At 69.8% G+C, this 14432-nt stretch carries 17 protein-coding genes; 11 read left to right on the top strand and 6 right to left on the bottom strand.

Translation table 11 applies throughout. From position 1 onward, the window contains the following. Window positions 1-86: 86 nt before the first annotated feature. Entirely contained in the window at window positions 87-563 is a 477-nt protein-coding gene (locus JJB11_RS25050; RefSeq protein WP_201177941.1) for a hemerythrin domain-containing protein, read from the bottom strand. Window positions 564-787: 224 nt separating this feature from the next. Between JJB11_RS25050 and JJB11_RS25045 the strand changes: the two genes are divergently transcribed. Genes JJB11_RS25045 through JJB11_RS25035 form a run of 3 tightly spaced genes read left to right on the top strand, consistent with a single transcriptional unit; the run spans window position 788 to window position 2118 of the window. Further along, window positions 788-1051 carry a hypothetical protein gene (locus JJB11_RS25045; protein WP_201177940.1) on the top strand — a complete coding sequence of 88 codons (264 nt, stop codon included), beginning with the start codon at window positions 788-790 and terminating at the stop codon, window positions 1049-1051. Between the two features lie 60 nt (window positions 1052-1111). After that, window positions 1112-1507: a response regulator gene (locus JJB11_RS25040; protein WP_201177938.1), complete on the top strand. Its 396-nt coding sequence runs from the start codon at window positions 1112-1114 to the stop codon at window positions 1505-1507. Next, window positions 1504-2118 (top strand): DsbC family protein, encoded by a 615-nt coding sequence (locus JJB11_RS25035; RefSeq protein WP_201177936.1) that lies wholly within the window; start codon window positions 1504-1506, stop codon window positions 2116-2118. Before JJB11_RS25040 ends, JJB11_RS25035 begins: the two co-directional genes overlap by 4 nt. A 36-nt stretch (window positions 2119-2154) precedes the next feature. Here JJB11_RS25035 and JJB11_RS25030 read toward each other — a convergent pair whose 3' ends face one another. Both JJB11_RS25030 and miaA read right to left on the bottom strand, forming a co-directional pair. Next, window positions 2155-2799 (bottom strand): ABC transporter ATP-binding protein, encoded by a 645-nt coding sequence (locus JJB11_RS25030; RefSeq protein WP_201177934.1) that lies wholly within the window; start codon window positions 2797-2799, stop codon window positions 2155-2157. Next, window positions 2799-3737 carry a tRNA (adenosine(37)-N6)-dimethylallyltransferase MiaA gene (gene miaA / locus JJB11_RS25025; protein WP_201177932.1) on the bottom strand — a complete coding sequence of 313 codons (939 nt, stop codon included), beginning with the start codon at window positions 3735-3737 and terminating at the stop codon, window positions 2799-2801. Before miaA ends, JJB11_RS25030 begins: the two co-directional genes overlap by 1 nt. Window positions 3738-3854: 117 nt before the next feature. Between miaA and JJB11_RS25020 the strand changes: the two genes are divergently transcribed. The 3 genes from JJB11_RS25020 (at window position 3855) to aroD (ending at window position 5384) form a co-directional block, all read left to right on the top strand. Beyond that, window positions 3855-4241 (top strand): response regulator, encoded by a 387-nt coding sequence (locus JJB11_RS25020; RefSeq protein ID WP_201965098.1) that lies wholly within the window; start codon window positions 3855-3857, stop codon window positions 4239-4241. An 85-nt stretch (window positions 4242-4326) separates the two neighbouring features. Next, window positions 4327-4566: a hypothetical protein gene (locus JJB11_RS25015; RefSeq protein WP_201177930.1), complete on the top strand. Its 240-nt coding sequence runs from the start codon at window positions 4327-4329 to the stop codon at window positions 4564-4566. Window positions 4567-4610: 44 nt separating this feature from the next. After that, window positions 4611-5384 carry a type I 3-dehydroquinate dehydratase gene (aroD, locus tag JJB11_RS25010; protein WP_201177928.1) on the top strand — a complete coding sequence of 258 codons (774 nt, stop codon included), beginning with the start codon at window positions 4611-4613 and terminating at the stop codon, window positions 5382-5384. Here the strand turns inward: aroD and JJB11_RS25005 are convergent. After that, window positions 5371-6213, bottom strand: a complete 843-nt coding sequence (locus JJB11_RS25005; protein WP_201177926.1) for an alpha/beta hydrolase — start codon at window positions 6211-6213, stop codon at window positions 5371-5373. The two genes, aroD and JJB11_RS25005, sit on opposite strands and share 14 nt — an antisense overlap. A 113-nt stretch (window positions 6214-6326) precedes the next feature. Here JJB11_RS25005 and JJB11_RS25000 point away from each other — a divergent pair, with 113 nt between their 5' ends. Next, complete coding sequence (locus JJB11_RS25000; protein WP_201177924.1) at window positions 6327-7658, top strand: L-histidine N(alpha)-methyltransferase; 1332 nt, start codon at window positions 6327-6329, stop codon at window positions 7656-7658. Here the strand turns inward: JJB11_RS25000 and mutL are convergent. Next, window positions 7655-9466 (bottom strand): DNA mismatch repair endonuclease MutL, encoded by a 1812-nt coding sequence (mutL, locus tag JJB11_RS24995; protein WP_201177922.1) that lies wholly within the window; start codon window positions 9464-9466, stop codon window positions 7655-7657. The genes JJB11_RS25000 and mutL overlap by 4 nt on opposite strands. Before the next feature lie 57 nt (window positions 9467-9523). Between mutL and JJB11_RS24990 the strand changes: the two genes are divergently transcribed. The 4 genes from JJB11_RS24990 (at window position 9524) to JJB11_RS24975 (ending at window position 13367) form a co-directional block, all read left to right on the top strand. After that, entirely contained in the window at window positions 9524-10843 is a 1320-nt protein-coding gene (locus JJB11_RS24990; RefSeq protein ID WP_201177920.1) for an Hsp70 family protein, read from the top strand. A 7-nt stretch (window positions 10844-10850) separates the two neighbouring features. After that, window positions 10851-11504, top strand: a complete 654-nt coding sequence (locus JJB11_RS24985) for a VTT domain-containing protein (RefSeq protein ID WP_201177918.1) — start codon at window positions 10851-10853, stop codon at window positions 11502-11504. 61 nt (window positions 11505-11565) lie between these two features. After that, window positions 11566-12891: an aromatic ring-hydroxylating dioxygenase subunit alpha gene (locus tag JJB11_RS24980; protein ID WP_201177916.1), complete on the top strand. Its 1326-nt coding sequence runs from the start codon at window positions 11566-11568 to the stop codon at window positions 12889-12891. Next, window positions 12888-13367: an aromatic-ring-hydroxylating dioxygenase subunit beta gene (locus JJB11_RS24975; protein WP_201177914.1), complete on the top strand. Its 480-nt coding sequence runs from the start codon at window positions 12888-12890 to the stop codon at window positions 13365-13367. The genes JJB11_RS24980 and JJB11_RS24975 overlap by 4 nt, the downstream gene beginning before the upstream one ends. 214 nt (window positions 13368-13581) lie before the next feature. Here the strand turns inward: JJB11_RS24975 and JJB11_RS24970 are convergent, their stop codons facing one another. After that, window positions 13582-13806, bottom strand: a complete 225-nt coding sequence (locus tag JJB11_RS24970) for a glycine zipper 2TM domain-containing protein (RefSeq protein WP_201177912.1) — start codon at window positions 13804-13806, stop codon at window positions 13582-13584. Between the last annotated feature and the right edge of the window lie 626 nt (window positions 13807-14432).

The raw sequence follows: 14432 nt of genomic DNA, 5'->3' as shown, positions 1-14432 counted from the left end.
CGAACCCCAGCGATCGAGTCCGACAGCCAGCTGGGGTTCGCCTGCGGCTCACCACCAGCCTACGGGTGCCGCTTCGGCTTGACCAATCAGGCCGTCTCGCCCATGAGTTCTTCCTTGCGCTGCATCAGCTCGTCGCGCATGCCGACGAGGTCCAGCTTGCGGGCCGCGCGCGCCTTGGGGAAGATCTCGTTGCGCTCTTCCTTCACGTGGTGGTCGATGTACTCGCCGAGGACCGTCACCTTCGCATCGAACATCTCGTCGGCTTCACCCATGCCTTCGATCTGCGCGATCAGGTCCTTGGCGGACTGGTGCTCCACCTCGGCTTCCGCGATCACGTCGGTGTCCTTCAGCACGTTGCGCAGGGCCGGATAGAAGATCTCTTCCTCGATCTGCGCATGCACGGTCAGCTCCTGGCAGATCTGGCGCGCCAGGTCCATCTTCTTCTGCGCGACCGTGCGGCCGCGCGAATTCGTGAGCTCCTCGTATTCCTTGAACAGTTTCTTGACCGCGCGGTGATCCGCGTCGAGCAGGTCGCATGCGTCCTTGGCAGTGCGGGTCGCCATGATTCGTTCTCCTTGTGGGTGACAGATGCGCTGATGATCCGGACGGGGCGGGTGCCGCCTTGTAGGAGAACGGCGGCACGTGCGCGTGCGCAACACCGACGGCTGTTGCGTCACGGACCGCCGGGCCATGCGCGCTGTTCCGTCGCCCGCGCGGGTCGGCGGATGACGGTTGAGGCTTTGGCCGGCACCTAACCTTCGCCCAGCGAAAGGACGAAAGGAACGTCATGAACCAGGTGCCCTCCCATCCCGCCCTCGACGAGGCGCGCTCCCGGACCGACCAGGTCCAGCACGACCTCGAGGTGGCGAGCGCGGAGCTCGGTTTGACCCACGGCGCGCTCGAGCGCGAGCTGCCGCCGCACGTGAAGAAAGGCGACATCGCCTGGGCCATCCAGCAGAACAAGGTGCTGGAGCGCAAGGTCCAGGAGGCGGCCGAGGAGCTCGAGGAAGTCACGGAACTCCTCCAGCAGGCGCAGGGCGGCCGGTCCTGAACCGCCGCGCACAGCGACTAGAATGCCCCGTGCTGTAGCAGACGAGAGGCCTCATCCCCCGTGACCGTGCGCGTATTCCTGGTCGAAGACATGCTCCATGTGCGGTCCGTGCTGGCGGACCTGCTCGCGAGCGTCGGCGACTTCCGCCTGGTCCGCGCGATCGGCACGGAAGCGGAAGCGCGCCTGTGGCTCGCCGAGCATCCGGCCGAATGGGACCTCGCCATCGTCGACCTCGTGCTGGACCAGGGCAGCGGCATGGGGGTGGTCCCCCAGGCCAGGGAAGCCGCGGACCGGCACGGAGGCAGCGTGATCGTGTTCAGCGACTACGCCAGCGACGGCATCCGGGCACACTGCCTGCGCCTCGGCGCCGATGCCGTGTTCCTGAAATCGCAGACCCGGGAATTCATGGACTACTGTTCCGAACTCGGCGGCCTGGAAGCCGCCCCCTCCGCATGAAGCGCCGTAGCTGCCTGGCCGCCGCTGCTGCCGCGGTCGTCCTCGCCGCTTGCGGCAAGAAGGACGAAACGTCCTCCACCTCCGCTGCCGCGCCGGGCGCGGCGAGCGTGCCGGTGTCGCTGGAGAAGATCGCGTCGGACGCGAAGGGCTTCAACGTGGGCTCCACGATGAGCACGCGCGTGGTCTACGTGTTCTTCGATCCGCAGTGCCCGCACTGCGCGGCGCTGTGGGAGGCCGCCAAGCCGCTGAAGCCGCAGGCGCGCTTCGTCTGGATCCCGGTGGGCCTGCTGGGCGAGAAGAGCTTCTCGCAAGGCGCCGCCATCCTCGCCGCTCCCGACCCCGTGGCCGCGATGGAGCAGAACGAAGCCTCGGTGCGCGAGCACACGGGCGGCATCAGCGCCGTCAACATGAGCGACGCGCAGATCGCGCCGGTCAAGGCCAACACGCAGCTGTTCACGCAGTTCGGCTTCGGCGGCGTGCCCACCATCGTGGGCAAGCATGCCGTCTCGGGCGAGCTCGTCACCATCGACGGCGCCATCGCCACGCAAGGCCTGGCACAGCGCCTGGGCCTGGTGGCGCCGGCCACCGCAACGCCGGGTGCAGGCTCCTAGCAGCCTGCGCAGGCCCGTGGCACTGCGGCGCAGTCGCTAGCCGCGGATCCCGTCGGCCTGCAGCCGCAGAACGCGGTCCGCGAGGCCGGCCGCCGAGGCGGAATGCGTCACCAGCACCAGCGCCGCGCCGCTCGCGCGCGCCTGCGAGCGCAGCACTTCCAGCACCCGCGCCGCCGTCGCCGGATCGAGGTTGCCGGTGGGCTCGTCGGCCAGCAGCAGGCGCGGCCGGTGCACCAGCGCTCGGGCGATGGCTACGCGCTGCAACTGGCCGCCACTGAGTTCCTGCGGCAGGCGCGCACCGAGCCCGGACAGTCCCACCGCCTCCAGCATCGCCTGCACGCGCGCCGCGTCGGGCCGCTGCAGCAGCAGCAGCGGCAAGCCCACGTTCTGCGCCACGTCCAGGTGCGGCAGCACGTGGAAGGCCTGGAACACGAAGCCGAGCTCCCGCCGCCGCAGCAAGGCGCGCGCCTCGTCGTCCAGCGTCGACAGGTCGGTGCCGTCCACGAGGATGCGGCCCTCGTCCCAGTGGTCCAGTCCCGCCATGCAATTGAGCAGCGTCGACTTGCCGACCCCCGACTCGCCCACGATGGCCACGAATTCGCCGGCCGCGACCTGCAGCGACACGTCGCGAAAGACGGTGACCTCGCCGTAGCGCTTCGCCAGTTGCTGCACCTCCAGCATCAGGCCGGCACTCCACAGGCACGCAGCACCTGCTGCACGGCATCGGGCGCATCGCACGCGATCACGGCGCGCTGCGGCATCGCGCGCAGCCAGGTGAGCTGGCGCTTGGCGAGCTGGCGAGTGGCGGCGATGCCGCGCTCGCGCACGCTCTCCAGCGGCCAGTCACCGGCCAGTGCCTCCCAGGCCTGGCGGTAGCCCACGCTGCGCATGCTGGGGAGCTGCGCGTGCAGGTCGCCGCGCGCACGCAGGGCACGTACCTCGTCCAGGAAGCCCGCGGCGAGCATCGCATCGAAGCGCCGGGCGATGCGCTCGTGCAGCCAGCCGCGGTCGTCCGGCTCCAGCGAGAGGAAGCGATCGGGGCGCAGCGCCGGGGAGCGCGCCGACCGCGCGTGCACCTGCGACAGCGGCTCGCCCGTGAGGCGCAGCACTTCCAGGGCGCGCTGCACGCGCTGCGCATCGTTGGGCGCCAGGCGCGCCGCCGTCACCGGGTCGAGCTGCGCGAGCCGCGCGTGCAGCGCGGGCCAGCCCTGTGCGGCCGCTTCCGCTTCGATCTCGGCGCGCACCTGCGGGTCGGCCGGCGGCAGCGCGGCGAGTCCCTCGAACAGCGCCTTGAAATAAAGCATGGTGCCGCCCGCGAGCAGCACGCGCCGGCCCCGTCCGCGGATCTCGCGCGCGAGGCGCTGCGCGTCGGCGGCGAATTCGGCCGCGCTGTAGCTCTCGGCCGGGTCGCGGATATCGAGCAGGTGGTGCGGCACGCGGGCGCGGTCCGCGGCCGAGGGCTTGGCGGTGCCGATGTCCATGCCCCGGTACACCTGCGCCGAATCGACGGTGACGATCTCGGCGTGGAGCGCCTGGGCCAGGGCGAGGGCTGCGGCGCTCTTGCCCGAGGCCGTCGGCCCCGCGAGCGCCACCACGGCGGGCAGCGTGTCGGTGGGCATCCGGTCGAGGTTAGCAGATGCCTGTGTCCCAACTCCGGTACGTCGTAAGGTTCACAGCCTACAAGGCGTGCGCGACCGTAGTCCCAGAATGGTCGCAAATGGCAACGCGGAGCTCAGGTGGATCTCAAGGTGTTCCTCGTCGAAGACTTGCACGGTATGCGCGGCCTGCTCGCGGACCTGTTCTCTTCGCTGGGCGGACTGACGCTGGCCGGGTACGCGCGCACCGAAGCGGAAGCCAAGCTGTGGCTCGCCGAGCATCCCGGTGAATGGGACGTCGCCATCGTGGACCTCGTGCTGGACCAGGGCTCGGGCATGGAAGTGCTTCGGCGCTGCCGGGCCGAGCCGGGCGGCGGCAAGGTGGTCGTGTTCAGCAGCTACGCGACGCCCGGCGTGCGGCGGCACTGCATGGAGCTCGGCGCGGCCGCCGTGTTCGACAAGAGCGAAACCGCGGCGTTCATCGGCTGGTTCTGCGCGCTGCGCGACCAGGGGTGCCCCAATTCCTGAGCCAGCCCGACTGTCAGTGCAGTCGTACAAGCATCGCGGCGGCGTGCGGACAGTCCACGGCCGTGCACTCTTCTAATCTGTCGGCATGACTGCGAGAAGTACGGATCGCGAAACGGACGACGACGGCACGTGGACCTCGGAGACGCTTCCGATGTCGCTGCGCCGCGAGTTGCTGGAGCGCGAGCTGGCCAAGCTCGGCTTCCGCAAGGCGGGGCAGGGCGGCAGCGTGCAACAGCAGCAACAGCCGCAGGCGATGGCCGCCTCCGGCCACCCGCAAGCAGGCAACCAGGACGACGGCCCATCGTCCGACCAGCACGCGGACTAAGCCTTCTACAATCGCCGCCTGCGCCTGCCGGCGCGGAGCGCCGAATGCCCCACCCCCTCACCCTGGGCGGACGCCCCCTCGCAGGCGGCCGCCTGCCTGCCATCTGCGCCCCCCTGGTGGCCCGCACGCCCGCAGCCCTGGCCGAAGAAGCCGCGGCGGTCGCCGCCTTGCAGCCCGACCTGCTGGAGTGGCGTGTCGACTTCTTCGCAGGGATTGCCGACACGGCGGCCGTGCTGGCCGCCGCGCGATCCGTGCAGCAGGCCGCGCGCGGCATTCCCGTCCTGTTCACGCGGCGCGCGCAGCGCGAAGGCGGCCAGCCGATCGCGCTGGACGAAGCGCAGGTGCTGGCGCTGTATGAAGCCGTGGCCGCCAGCGGCACGATCGCCGCACTGGACTACGAGATGTCGCACGAGCCCGCGCACGTCGCGCAGGCGAGGGAACTCAGCCGCCGGCACGGATTGCCGCTGGTGCTGTCCTTCCATGACTTTCAGCGCACGCCGGCCGATGCGGAACTGGATGCGCGGTTCACGCAGGCCGCGCAACTGGGGGCCGACGTCGCCAAGGTCGCGGTCATGCCGCAGGCTATGGGCGACGTGCACCGCCTGCTCGGTGCAACGCTGCGCGCGAGCGAGCGGCTGGCGATCCCGGTGATCGCGATGTCCATGGGCGCGCTCGGCGCCGTGACGCGCTTGTGCGGCGGTGTCTACGGTTCGGCCCTGACCTTCGCGGTGGGCTCGAACGCCTCGGCGCCGGGACAGATCGCGATCGCCGACGTGCGCGCGGCGCTCGCCGTGCTGCAGCGCGCTACTTCAGCCTGAAGAACTGCGTCACGGCGTCGCGGTACTGGTCCTCGCCGCGGGCCATGGTGCTGAAGTGCGTGCCGCCGTCGACGAGCAGGAACTCCTTGCGGACCTTGGCGGCGTCATAGAGCCTGCGGCCCAGCGCGCTCGGGATCGTCGCGTCGTCGCTGCCGTGCACCACCAGCAGCGGCGCGTGCACCTGCGTGATCTTCTTCAGCGAATCGAAGCGCTGCGTGATCAGGCCGCGCAGCGGCAGCCAGCCCCATTTGGTCGCACTCGCCACGTCGGGAATCGAAGTGAAAGTGCCTTCGACGATCACGCCCTGTTCGTCGTGCACCCGCGACGCGAGATCGATCGCGATGGCGCCCCCCAGCGAATGGCCGAACACGTAGCGGGCGCGGTCCTTGTGGTGCGCGCCCAGCCAGGCCCAGGCGGCGCGCGCGTCCTCGTACGCCGTGTCTTCGGAGGGCAGGCCGCGCGTGGACTTGCCGAAGCCGCGATAGTCGATCGCCAGCACGGAGAAGCCCAGTTGCTGCATGCGGCGGATGCGCGGCGCCGAGGCCTCGACGTTCCAGCGCGCGCCATGGAGATAGAGCAGCACCGGGCCGGTCTCCGGATGCCGGTCGGCGGCCAGCCACAGGCCGTGCAGCGTGGCGTCGTCGCCGGTCACCTGGGAATGGAAGGGGATCCAGATGCTCTGCATCCCCTGGGCCGCGTCGGCTGTCGAGCCCCAGGCCTGGTCGCTGGGCTGAAAGATCCAGGCGCGCTGTTTCTCTTCGAGGGTGGCGCAGCCCAGCGTCAGGGCGACCGCGGCGGTGAGGGTGGCGAACAGCAGGCGGCGCTTCATCGAAGGGTGAGAGTAGGGCGATCAGGTCAAGTTCCGTGTCGGGGGAATGGCGGGCGCGCCGCCGGGTGCTATAAGCCGGCCAGAGCCCGGCGCGGGCGCGAGGAGGGTGGGCCATGGCCGTGGTGAACGATCCCCTGGAACCGGTTCGCACCTGGGGCGAACGCATCGGCCTGCTGTCCCGGTTCGCCTGGGTGGTCCTTTCCTGCGGCGTGTTCGGCATCCTTGCGGCCGTCTCGGTGGCGTCGGTGCCCGGCATTCTGGCCGCGGTGACAGCCGGCCCCGAAGCGATCCAGGCCGTGTTCTGGGGAGTCGCCATAGCGCTGGCTTTCCTCCTCCTGCTCTATGCGATCACCTTCATCGGGCGGCGGGAAGCCGAAGCGCGCCTGGCGGGCGGGATGACCGCGCGCGCTCCTGCAGGCGCAGCCGAGGTCGACGAAGCCGATGCCTTCGTCCTCTACTCGCCCCCCGGCTTCGTGGACGACCTCAAGACCCACCTCGAAAAGGGCAAGGTAGGCTGGGGCCAGCGTGCGCTTTACGTGGGCGTGGACGGCGCGCGCAGCTGGCTGCGCGTGAGCGAGCACGAGGACTACGACATCAGCGAAGGCAAGCTGCGCTCCGCGTTCGCCGATGTGATGGCCCGGGTGGACCGGCCCCTGGGCAGCCTCGTCTCGCTGGGGCCCGGCGACGGGAAGGTCGACGCCGCGCTGATGTCGCTGCTGGGCGGCAAGGGCAGCAGGCCATCCTATGTGCCGATCGACATCAGCGAGGGCCTGTTGCTCCTGACGATGAAACGCCTGCGCATGGAACACGCCGGTGCCCCCATGCCTTTCGGGGTGCTCGGCGACTTCGAATACGGCTGGGACGCCTTCCGGCACCTGCTCGCGGGCCAGCCCCGGCCGCGCCTCTTCTCCATCCTGGGCAACACGGTGTCCAACCTCGACGCCGGCCTGCAGAAGTTCTTCCCCACCTTCTGGAGCGGTGTCGCCGAGAACGACTACGTGCTGTTCGACGTGCTGCTCGGGAACTTCGACGAGCGGCTCGGGGCCGGCGATGCCGGCACCTACGACCCCAACCTGCTGTTCCCGGACGGGGAGATGATGCGGCGCTACAAGGCCTTCATCGGCGAGGGCGCCCGCCGCGTGTCGATGGACTACCGGGTCTACGACGAGGAACATGGCAGGCTGACGCAGTGGCTGAAGGTCCACCGGACCAGGGAGCCCGTCGATGGCTACGACCAGCTGCACCTGCAGTACCACGGCGAAGGCGACAGCAAGACCATCTTCAAGTGGCGCCGCTACCGGGACACGAAGAACCTCGAGAACTGGTTGACCGTGAGCCTGCAAGGATGCGAGGTGCTCGGTCACGTGGACGTCACCGACGACGGCCTGACCACCCGCCTCATCCTGCTGCGCAGGAACGCCGCGCCCGCCGCCCAGGCGCTCTAGCGCCCGCGCAGGAACAAACCATCCAGTTCCCTGACCGTGAGCTGGCGCCAGGTGGGCCGGCCGTGGTTGCACTGGTCGGAGCGCTCGGTCTCCTCCATCTGGCGCAGCAGCGCGTTCATCTCCTCCAGCGTGAGCTTGCGGTTGGCGCGCACCGCGCCGTGGCAGGCCATGGTGGCCAGCAACTCGTTGCGGGCGCGCTCGACCACGCTGCTGGCGTCGTGCTGCGCCAGTTCGGCCAGCACGCCGCGCGCGAGGGCCACGGCGTCGCCCTGGGCGAGCGTGGCCGGCACGGCGCGCACCGCCAGCGTCTTCGGCGTGAAGGGCGTGACCTGCAGGCCCAGCAGTTCCAGCGTGGACTGCATCGCTTCGGCCGTGGCGATCTCGGCGGGCGTGGCCGGAAAGGTCGCGGGGATCAGCAGCGGCTGGCTGCGGATCGCCTGCGCATCCATCTGCGCCTTCAACCGCTCGTACACGATGCGCTCGTGCGCCGCATGCATGTCGACGACGACGAGTCCCTGCGCGTTCTCCGCGAGGATGTAGATGCCCTGGATCTGCGCAATCGCCCGGCCCAGCGGCCAGTCGCCGGCCGGCAGCGGCGCTGCAGGAGGGGCGAGCTCCGCGGGTGAACTCCAGGTCGAGGCCGCCGCGGCCCCGCCGCCGTCGTCCTGCGGCGGCTGCCACAAGGCGGCCAGGTCGGCGCTGCGCTCGGCGGCGAACGGGATGCCCGGTTGCCGCCACGCGGGCAGCGAAGGTGCGGGCGCCGCCACGGGCAGAACGGCCTGCGGGTGGGCGGCCTGCCCCGCGCGCGGCGCCGACAGCGCGGCTTCCACCGCACGCCGCACCGCCTGGTGCACCTCGCGGCTGTCGCGGAAGCGCACCTCGATCTTGGTCGGATGCACGTTGACGTCCACGCGCGTCGGGTCGATGGCCAGGTGCAGCACGTACACCGGCTGCCGCTGGCCGTGCAGCAAGTCCTCGTAGGCGCTGCGCGCCGCGTGCGTGATCACCTTGTCGCGCACGTAGCGGCCGTTGACGTACGCGTACTGCCAGTCCGCCCGCGAACGGGCCGCGTCGGGGATGCCGGCCCGGCCCGTGATGCGCAGCGGCCCGGCCACGTGCTCGATCGCCACGCTGTCGCCCAGGAAGTCCTCGCCCAGCACATCGGCCAGCCGCTGGTCGCGCGCGCCGGCGCGCCACTGCTCCACCAGCTTGCCTTCGTGCCACACGGTGAAGCCCACGTCCGGGCGCGCGAGCGCATGGCGGCGCACCGCCTCCAGGCAGTGGGCAAGCTCGGTGGCGTCGGTCTTCAGGAACTTGCGGCGGGCGGGCGTCGAGAAGAACAGCTCCTTCACTTCGACCGTCGTGCCGGTCGAGCGCGCGGCGGGCCGCAGTTCGCCGCTGGAGGCGTCCAGCAGGAAGGCGCTGGCCTGGCCCGCGGTCCGCGACAGCAGGTGCAGCTCCGACACCGACGCGATCGCCGCGAGCGCCTCGCCCCGGAAGCCCATGGTCCCGACGGACTCCAGGTCCGCGAGCGAGCCGATCTTGCTGGTGGCGTGGCGCTTGAGCGCCAGCGGCAACTGCTCGCGCTCGATGCCGCAGCCGTCGTCCTCGATAGCGATCAGGCGCACGCCGCCGGCGAGCAGCCGCACGGTGACCTGCGTGGCGCCCGCGTCCAGCGCGTTGTCCACCAGCTCGCGCACCACGGACGCGGGGCGCTCCACGACTTCGCCCGCGGCGATCTGGCTGACCAGCTCGTCGGGCAGTTCGCGGATCGGGCGGCGGGCAGCAGGGGAGAGGACGGCGCTCATCTGGGCTGCATTCTAGGAGCCCCGGCACCAGACACCCTCGCTACAATCCGCGCCCCCATGTCCCGATCCCCCCAGACCTCCGCCTTCTGCGCCATCGACTTCGGCACTTCCAACTCCGCCATCGCGGTGCCCGGCGCGGATGGCCGCATGGCGCTGGTGGACGTGGAGGACGGGCAGGTCACCATGCCGACCGCCGTGTTCTACCAGGTGGAGGGACGCGCCGCGCACGAGCCGCCGCTGCGCCTGTACGGCCGCGCCGCGCTGGCGGCGTACATCGAAGGGCACGAGGGCCGGCTGATGCGCTCGATGAAGAGCGTGCTCGGATCGTCGCTGGCCGACCAGCAGACCGAAGTGGGCGGCGGCCACGCGGTGCGCTATCTCGACATCGTGGGCGGCTACCTGCAGCACCTGAAGACCCTGGCCGAACGCGCCAGCGCCGCTGCGCTGGAGCGCGTGGTGCTGGGCCGCCCCGTCCACTTCGTCGACGACGACCCCAGGCGCGATGCGCAGGCGCAGGACGCGCTCGCTGCCGCGGCGCGCGCGGTGGGCTTCACCGACGTGAGCTTCCAGTACGAGCCGATCGCGGCGGCCCTGGACTACGAGCTGCAGGCCGACCACGAGCAGCTTGTGCTGGTGGCCGACATCGGCGGCGGTACCTCCGACTTCTCGCTCGTGCGCGTCGGGCCCGAGCGGCGGCAGCGGCTGGACCGGCGCGCCGACATCCTCGCCAACCACGGCGTGCACGTGGCCGGCACCGATTTCGACCGGCAGGTGGAGCTGGCGACCATCCTGCCGGCGTGCGGCTACCGCGGGCTGGGTCCGGCGCGCCCCGGTGTCGAGCCGCGCGAAGTGCCCAGCCGCGTGTATTTCGACCTGGCGACGTGGCACCTGGTGAACACCGTGTACACGGCGCCGCGCGTGCACGAACTGCGCCGCATGAAGTCCTTCTACGGCGATCCGCGCCAGCACGCGCGGCTGATGACCGTCGTCGAGGAGCACCTGGGCCACGCGCTGCTGGGCCAGGCCGAGGCGGCGAAGATCGCCGTGGCGGAAGGTGGCGCCACGCGCATCGACCTGGGCCGCCTGGAGCGGGGACTGGCCTCGGCGCTGGACGAGCGTGAGGCGGTGGCCGCGCTGGAGGCGGACCTGGAGCGCATCGTGCAGGCCGCGCGGGACACCCTGCGCGCCGCCGGCGTCGGTCCCGAGGCGGTGGAGGTGCTTTATCTCACCGGCGGTTCCACCGGCTTCACCCCGCTGGTGCAGCGCATCGCGGCCGCCGTGCCGCGGGCCCGCGCGATCCAGGGCGACCGTCATGCGAGCGTGGCGCAGGGCCTGGGCGTGCACGCGCAGCGCCTGCATGCGGCCAGCCGGGGATAATCCCCGCATGGATGTCCTCATGACCCTCGTCGGCTTCGTGCTGCACGTCGACAAGTACCTCGAAGCCTTCGTCACGCACTACGGCGCCTGGGTGTACGCGCTGCTGTTCCTGATCATCTTCGTGGAAACGGGCGTAGTGGTGTTCCCCTTCCTGCCGGGGGACTCGCTGCTGTTCGTTGTGGGCGCCCTGTGCGGCGTCGGCACGATGAACTACCCCGTCTCCGTCCTGCTGCTGATCGCCGCGGCGGTGCTGGGCAACCAGAGCAACTACACGATAGGGCGGCACTTCGGCCCGCGGGTGTTCCAGTGGGAGGACTCGCGCTACTTCAACAAGCGCGCCTTCCAGCAGGCCCATGCCTTCTACGAGAAGTACGGCGGCATCACCATCGTGCTGGCGCGCTTCATGCCCTTCCTGCGGACCTTCGCGCCCTTCGTGGCCGGCGTCGCGGAGATGACGCGCAGCCGCTTCACCCTGTTCGACGTCACGGGCGGCACCCTGTGGGTCGGCGGCGTCATCACCGCCGGCTATTTCTTCGGCAGCATTCCCTGGGTGAAGGACAACCTCGAGAAAATCATCTGGGCGATGATCCTCGTGCCCGGGCTGCTGGTGCTGTTCGGGGCGTGGAAGTCCCGGCGCAAGGCGGTCGGCGCGCAGGCCTGAGGCTGCACCCCGGCTGGACCCGATCGCTAAGCGTTCATATGATCGGGGCAGGAGACCCGCCATGAACGCCCCCGAATCCCTGCCGCGCTGGAGCCGCGCCGGCTCCAGCCGCGTGCCCTTCTGGGCCTACACCGACCCGCAGCTGTATCGGGAGGAGCTGGAGAAGATCTTCTACGGCCCGCACTGGTGCTACGTGGGACTGGAGATCGAGGTGCCCAAGGTCGGCGACTACCGGCTCACCTGGGTCGGCGAGCGCAGCGTGATCCTGGTGCGCGATCGTGTGGCGCCGAAGGACCGTGGCACCGATACAGGGATCCGCGTCGTCGAGAACCGCTGCGCCCATCGCGGCGTGCGCTTCTGCCAGCAGCCGCACGGCAACGCGCGCAGCTTCGTGTGCCCTTACCACCAGTGGACGTACAAGCTGAATGGCGAACTGGCGGGGCTGCCGTTCAAGGAAGGCGTGCCGGCGGTGGATGCCGCCGGCCAGCCTTGCGTGCAAGGCGGCATGCCCGCGGACTTCGACGTGAAGCAGCATGGCCTGCGGCAACTGCGCGTGGCCGTGCTGCATGGCCTGGTGTTCGCCACGTTCAGCGACGAGGCTGAGCCGCTGGAGGAGTACCTCGGCCCTCAGATCCTGCCGTGGCTGGACCGCATCTTCTCCGGCCGCCAGCTCACGCTGCTGGGCTACAACCGCCAGCGCATCCCGGGCAACTGGAAGCTGATGATGGAGAACATCAAGGACCCGTACCACCCGGGCCTGCTCCACACCTGGTTCGTCACCTTCGGCCTGTGGCGCGCCGACCAGAAGAGCCGCATGGTGATGGACGCGCAAGGGCGGCATGCCGTGATGATCTCGCGGCGCAACGAGGGCGGCGAGAACAAGGCGGTGACGCAGGGCGTCACCAGCTTCAAGGCCGACATGGCGCTGAACGACACGCGCCTGCTCGACGTCGTGCCCGAGCCCTGGTGGAAGGTGCCCGATCCCGCCAACCCCGGCACGGACATCATGCCGTCGGTCACCATGATCACGCTGTTCCCCAGCCTCATCATCCAGCAGCAGGTGAACTCGCTGTCCACGCGGCACATCGTGCCGCGCGGCGAGGGCGAGTTCGACTTCGTCTGGACGCACTTCGGCTTCGCCGACGACAGCGAGGAGATGACGCGCCGGCGCCTGCGGCAGGCGAACCTGTTCGGACCCGCCGGCTTCGTCAGCGCCGACGACGGCGAGGTGATCCAGTTCAGCCAGGACGGCTTCCGCCAATGGGGCGAGGACGGCGAGACGCTGTGCGAGCTCGGGGGCACGGACACGCAGGGAACCGAGCACATGGTCACCGAGACGCTGATCCGCAGCATGTACGCCTACTGGCGCAAGGTCATGGGCGCATGAATCGCGACGAACTGCTGCTGCAGCTGGAGATCGACCAGCTCAATGCGCGCTACGCCGCTGCGCTTGACGAGCGCCGCTTCGACGACTGGCCCGCGTTCTTCCTGGAAGACGGCCGCTACACCGTGCAGGCCCGCGAGAACTTCGACCGCGGACTGCCGCTCGCGCTCATCGCGCTGGAAAGCCGCGGCATGATGAAGGACCGCGTGTACGGCATCACGCAGACCATCTTCCACGGCCCTTACTACACGCGCCACGTGCTGAGCCCCGCGCAACTGCTCTCGCCCGAGGGCGAGCGCATCCGCGCGCAAACGCACTACGCAGTCTTCCGCACGCGTCCCGGCGACGCCAGCGAGGTCTACAACGTCGGCCGCTACATCGACGAGATCGTGCGCACGCCCGAGGGCCTGAAGTTCGCCCGCAGGACGTGCGTCTACGACAGCGAGATGATCCTCAACTCGCTGATCTACCCGATCTGAATCTGCGGCGCGCACCCGGCCCCACCTGCGGCACTCCACCGTAGGCTGGGGTGAGCGAGAGCGAACCCCAGCGATCCAGCGTCGCGCAGCAAGCTGGGGTTCGCCTGCGGCTCACCACCAGCCTACGGTTTGTGCCGGCACGGACCCGAAGCGCACAGCGGCACTTCGCACCGATCAGCCACTTCAAAAGTCGCTTGCGACTCTTTGAAGTGAATTACTTGTTCAGCGTATGACCGGGCTTGGTCATCTGGTTGCCGACCAGCGCGCCGGCGCCGGCGCCCAGGATGGTGGCGCCCGTGCCACCGATGGCGCTGCCGACCAGGCCGCCCACGGCGGCACCACCCACGGTACCCACGGTCTGGCGGTCCATCGTGGCGCAGCCACCCAGGCCCAGGAGGGAGGCGGCCAGCACGGCCGCGGAGACGATCTTGGTGTTCATGGAATTCACTCCGATATGAAACTGCTTCGGGCCACGGGGATCGCGACCACCTGTGCCATCCACTTTAGGAAGCGTGAATTTGCTGCGCTGTAGGAACCGCACGACCTTGCGTGTCGTCGTCGCACAGCCAAGCGTGCAGTCCGGGGCTGAGGGCTGAGCCACGCTGCGGTGCGCCATGCGTGGCGTGTTCGAGGGCCTGTGGCGATTTGAGCAAGACGAACGCAGAGGACGCAAAGGTTTCGCAGAGGGCGCAGAGAAGATCATCATGAAATGGTTTTCTGACTTCTCTGCGCTCTCTGCGCTCTCTGCGTAATCTCTGCGTCCTCTGCGTTCACCTGTCCGCACCCGCGGCACGCTGAATCCAGGGCAAGCCACCCTCGTTCGCCGTGCGCGAATCACACCTGGTGCGGCCCTGTGCGGTTGAATCGCAAACCGTAGGCTGGTGGTGAGCCGCAGGCGAACCCCAGCTCGCTGCGCTACGCTGGATCGCTGGGGTTCGCGGTGCTCACCGCCAGCCTTGTATGTTTCTTTCCTAGACTCTAAGAGTTCGGGGCAACCCGGGCGGAGCGGGTGCACGCCGTCGCCAGCCTTTGGGCTTGGAACCTGTGCCGTAGATCTAGCGGCAC

Source organism: Ramlibacter ginsenosidimutans (assembly GCF_016654015.1).
Lineage (GTDB): Bacteria > Pseudomonadota > Gammaproteobacteria > Burkholderiales > Burkholderiaceae_C > Ramlibacter > Ramlibacter ginsenosidimutans.
This window is presented reverse-complemented; position numbering and strand designations above follow the sequence as displayed.

What these genes read in the sequence shown, in the direction of transcription:
- miaA (WP_201177932.1), bottom strand. Translation starts at nt 3,737, where the DNA reads ATGCCCACCGACACGCTGCCCGCCGTGGTGGCGCTCGCGGGGCCGACG.
- aroD (WP_201177928.1), top strand. Translation starts at nt 4,611, where the DNA reads ATGCCCCACCCCCTCACCCTGGGCGGACGCCCCCTCGCAGGCGGCCGC.
- JJB11_RS25030 (WP_201177934.1), bottom strand. Translation starts at nt 2,799, where the DNA reads ATGCTGGAGGTGCAGCAACTGGCGAAGCGCTACGGCGAGGTCACCGTC.
- JJB11_RS24980 (WP_201177916.1), top strand. Translation starts at nt 11,566, where the DNA reads ATGAACGCCCCCGAATCCCTGCCGCGCTGGAGCCGCGCCGGCTCCAGC.
- JJB11_RS25005 (WP_201177926.1), bottom strand. Translation starts at nt 6,213, where the DNA reads ATGAAGCGCCGCCTGCTGTTCGCCACCCTCACCGCCGCGGTCGCCCTG.
- JJB11_RS25050 (WP_201177941.1), bottom strand. Translation starts at nt 563, where the DNA reads ATGGCGACCCGCACTGCCAAGGACGCATGCGACCTGCTCGACGCGGAT.
- mutL (WP_201177922.1), bottom strand. Translation starts at nt 9,466, where the DNA reads ATGAGCGCCGTCCTCTCCCCTGCTGCCCGCCGCCCGATCCGCGAACTG.
- JJB11_RS25045 (WP_201177940.1), top strand. Translation starts at nt 788, where the DNA reads ATGAACCAGGTGCCCTCCCATCCCGCCCTCGACGAGGCGCGCTCCCGG.
- JJB11_RS24990 (WP_201177920.1), top strand. Translation starts at nt 9,524, where the DNA reads ATGTCCCGATCCCCCCAGACCTCCGCCTTCTGCGCCATCGACTTCGGC.
- JJB11_RS25015 (WP_201177930.1), top strand. Translation starts at nt 4,327, where the DNA reads ATGACTGCGAGAAGTACGGATCGCGAAACGGACGACGACGGCACGTGG.
- JJB11_RS25035 (WP_201177936.1), top strand. Translation starts at nt 1,504, where the DNA reads ATGAAGCGCCGTAGCTGCCTGGCCGCCGCTGCTGCCGCGGTCGTCCTC.
- JJB11_RS24985 (WP_201177918.1), top strand. Translation starts at nt 10,851, where the DNA reads ATGGATGTCCTCATGACCCTCGTCGGCTTCGTGCTGCACGTCGACAAG.
- JJB11_RS24970 (WP_201177912.1), bottom strand. Translation starts at nt 13,806, where the DNA reads ATGAACACCAAGATCGTCTCCGCGGCCGTGCTGGCCGCCTCCCTCCTG.
- JJB11_RS24975 (WP_201177914.1), top strand. Translation starts at nt 12,888, where the DNA reads ATGAATCGCGACGAACTGCTGCTGCAGCTGGAGATCGACCAGCTCAAT.
- JJB11_RS25000 (WP_201177924.1), top strand. Translation starts at nt 6,327, where the DNA reads ATGGCCGTGGTGAACGATCCCCTGGAACCGGTTCGCACCTGGGGCGAA.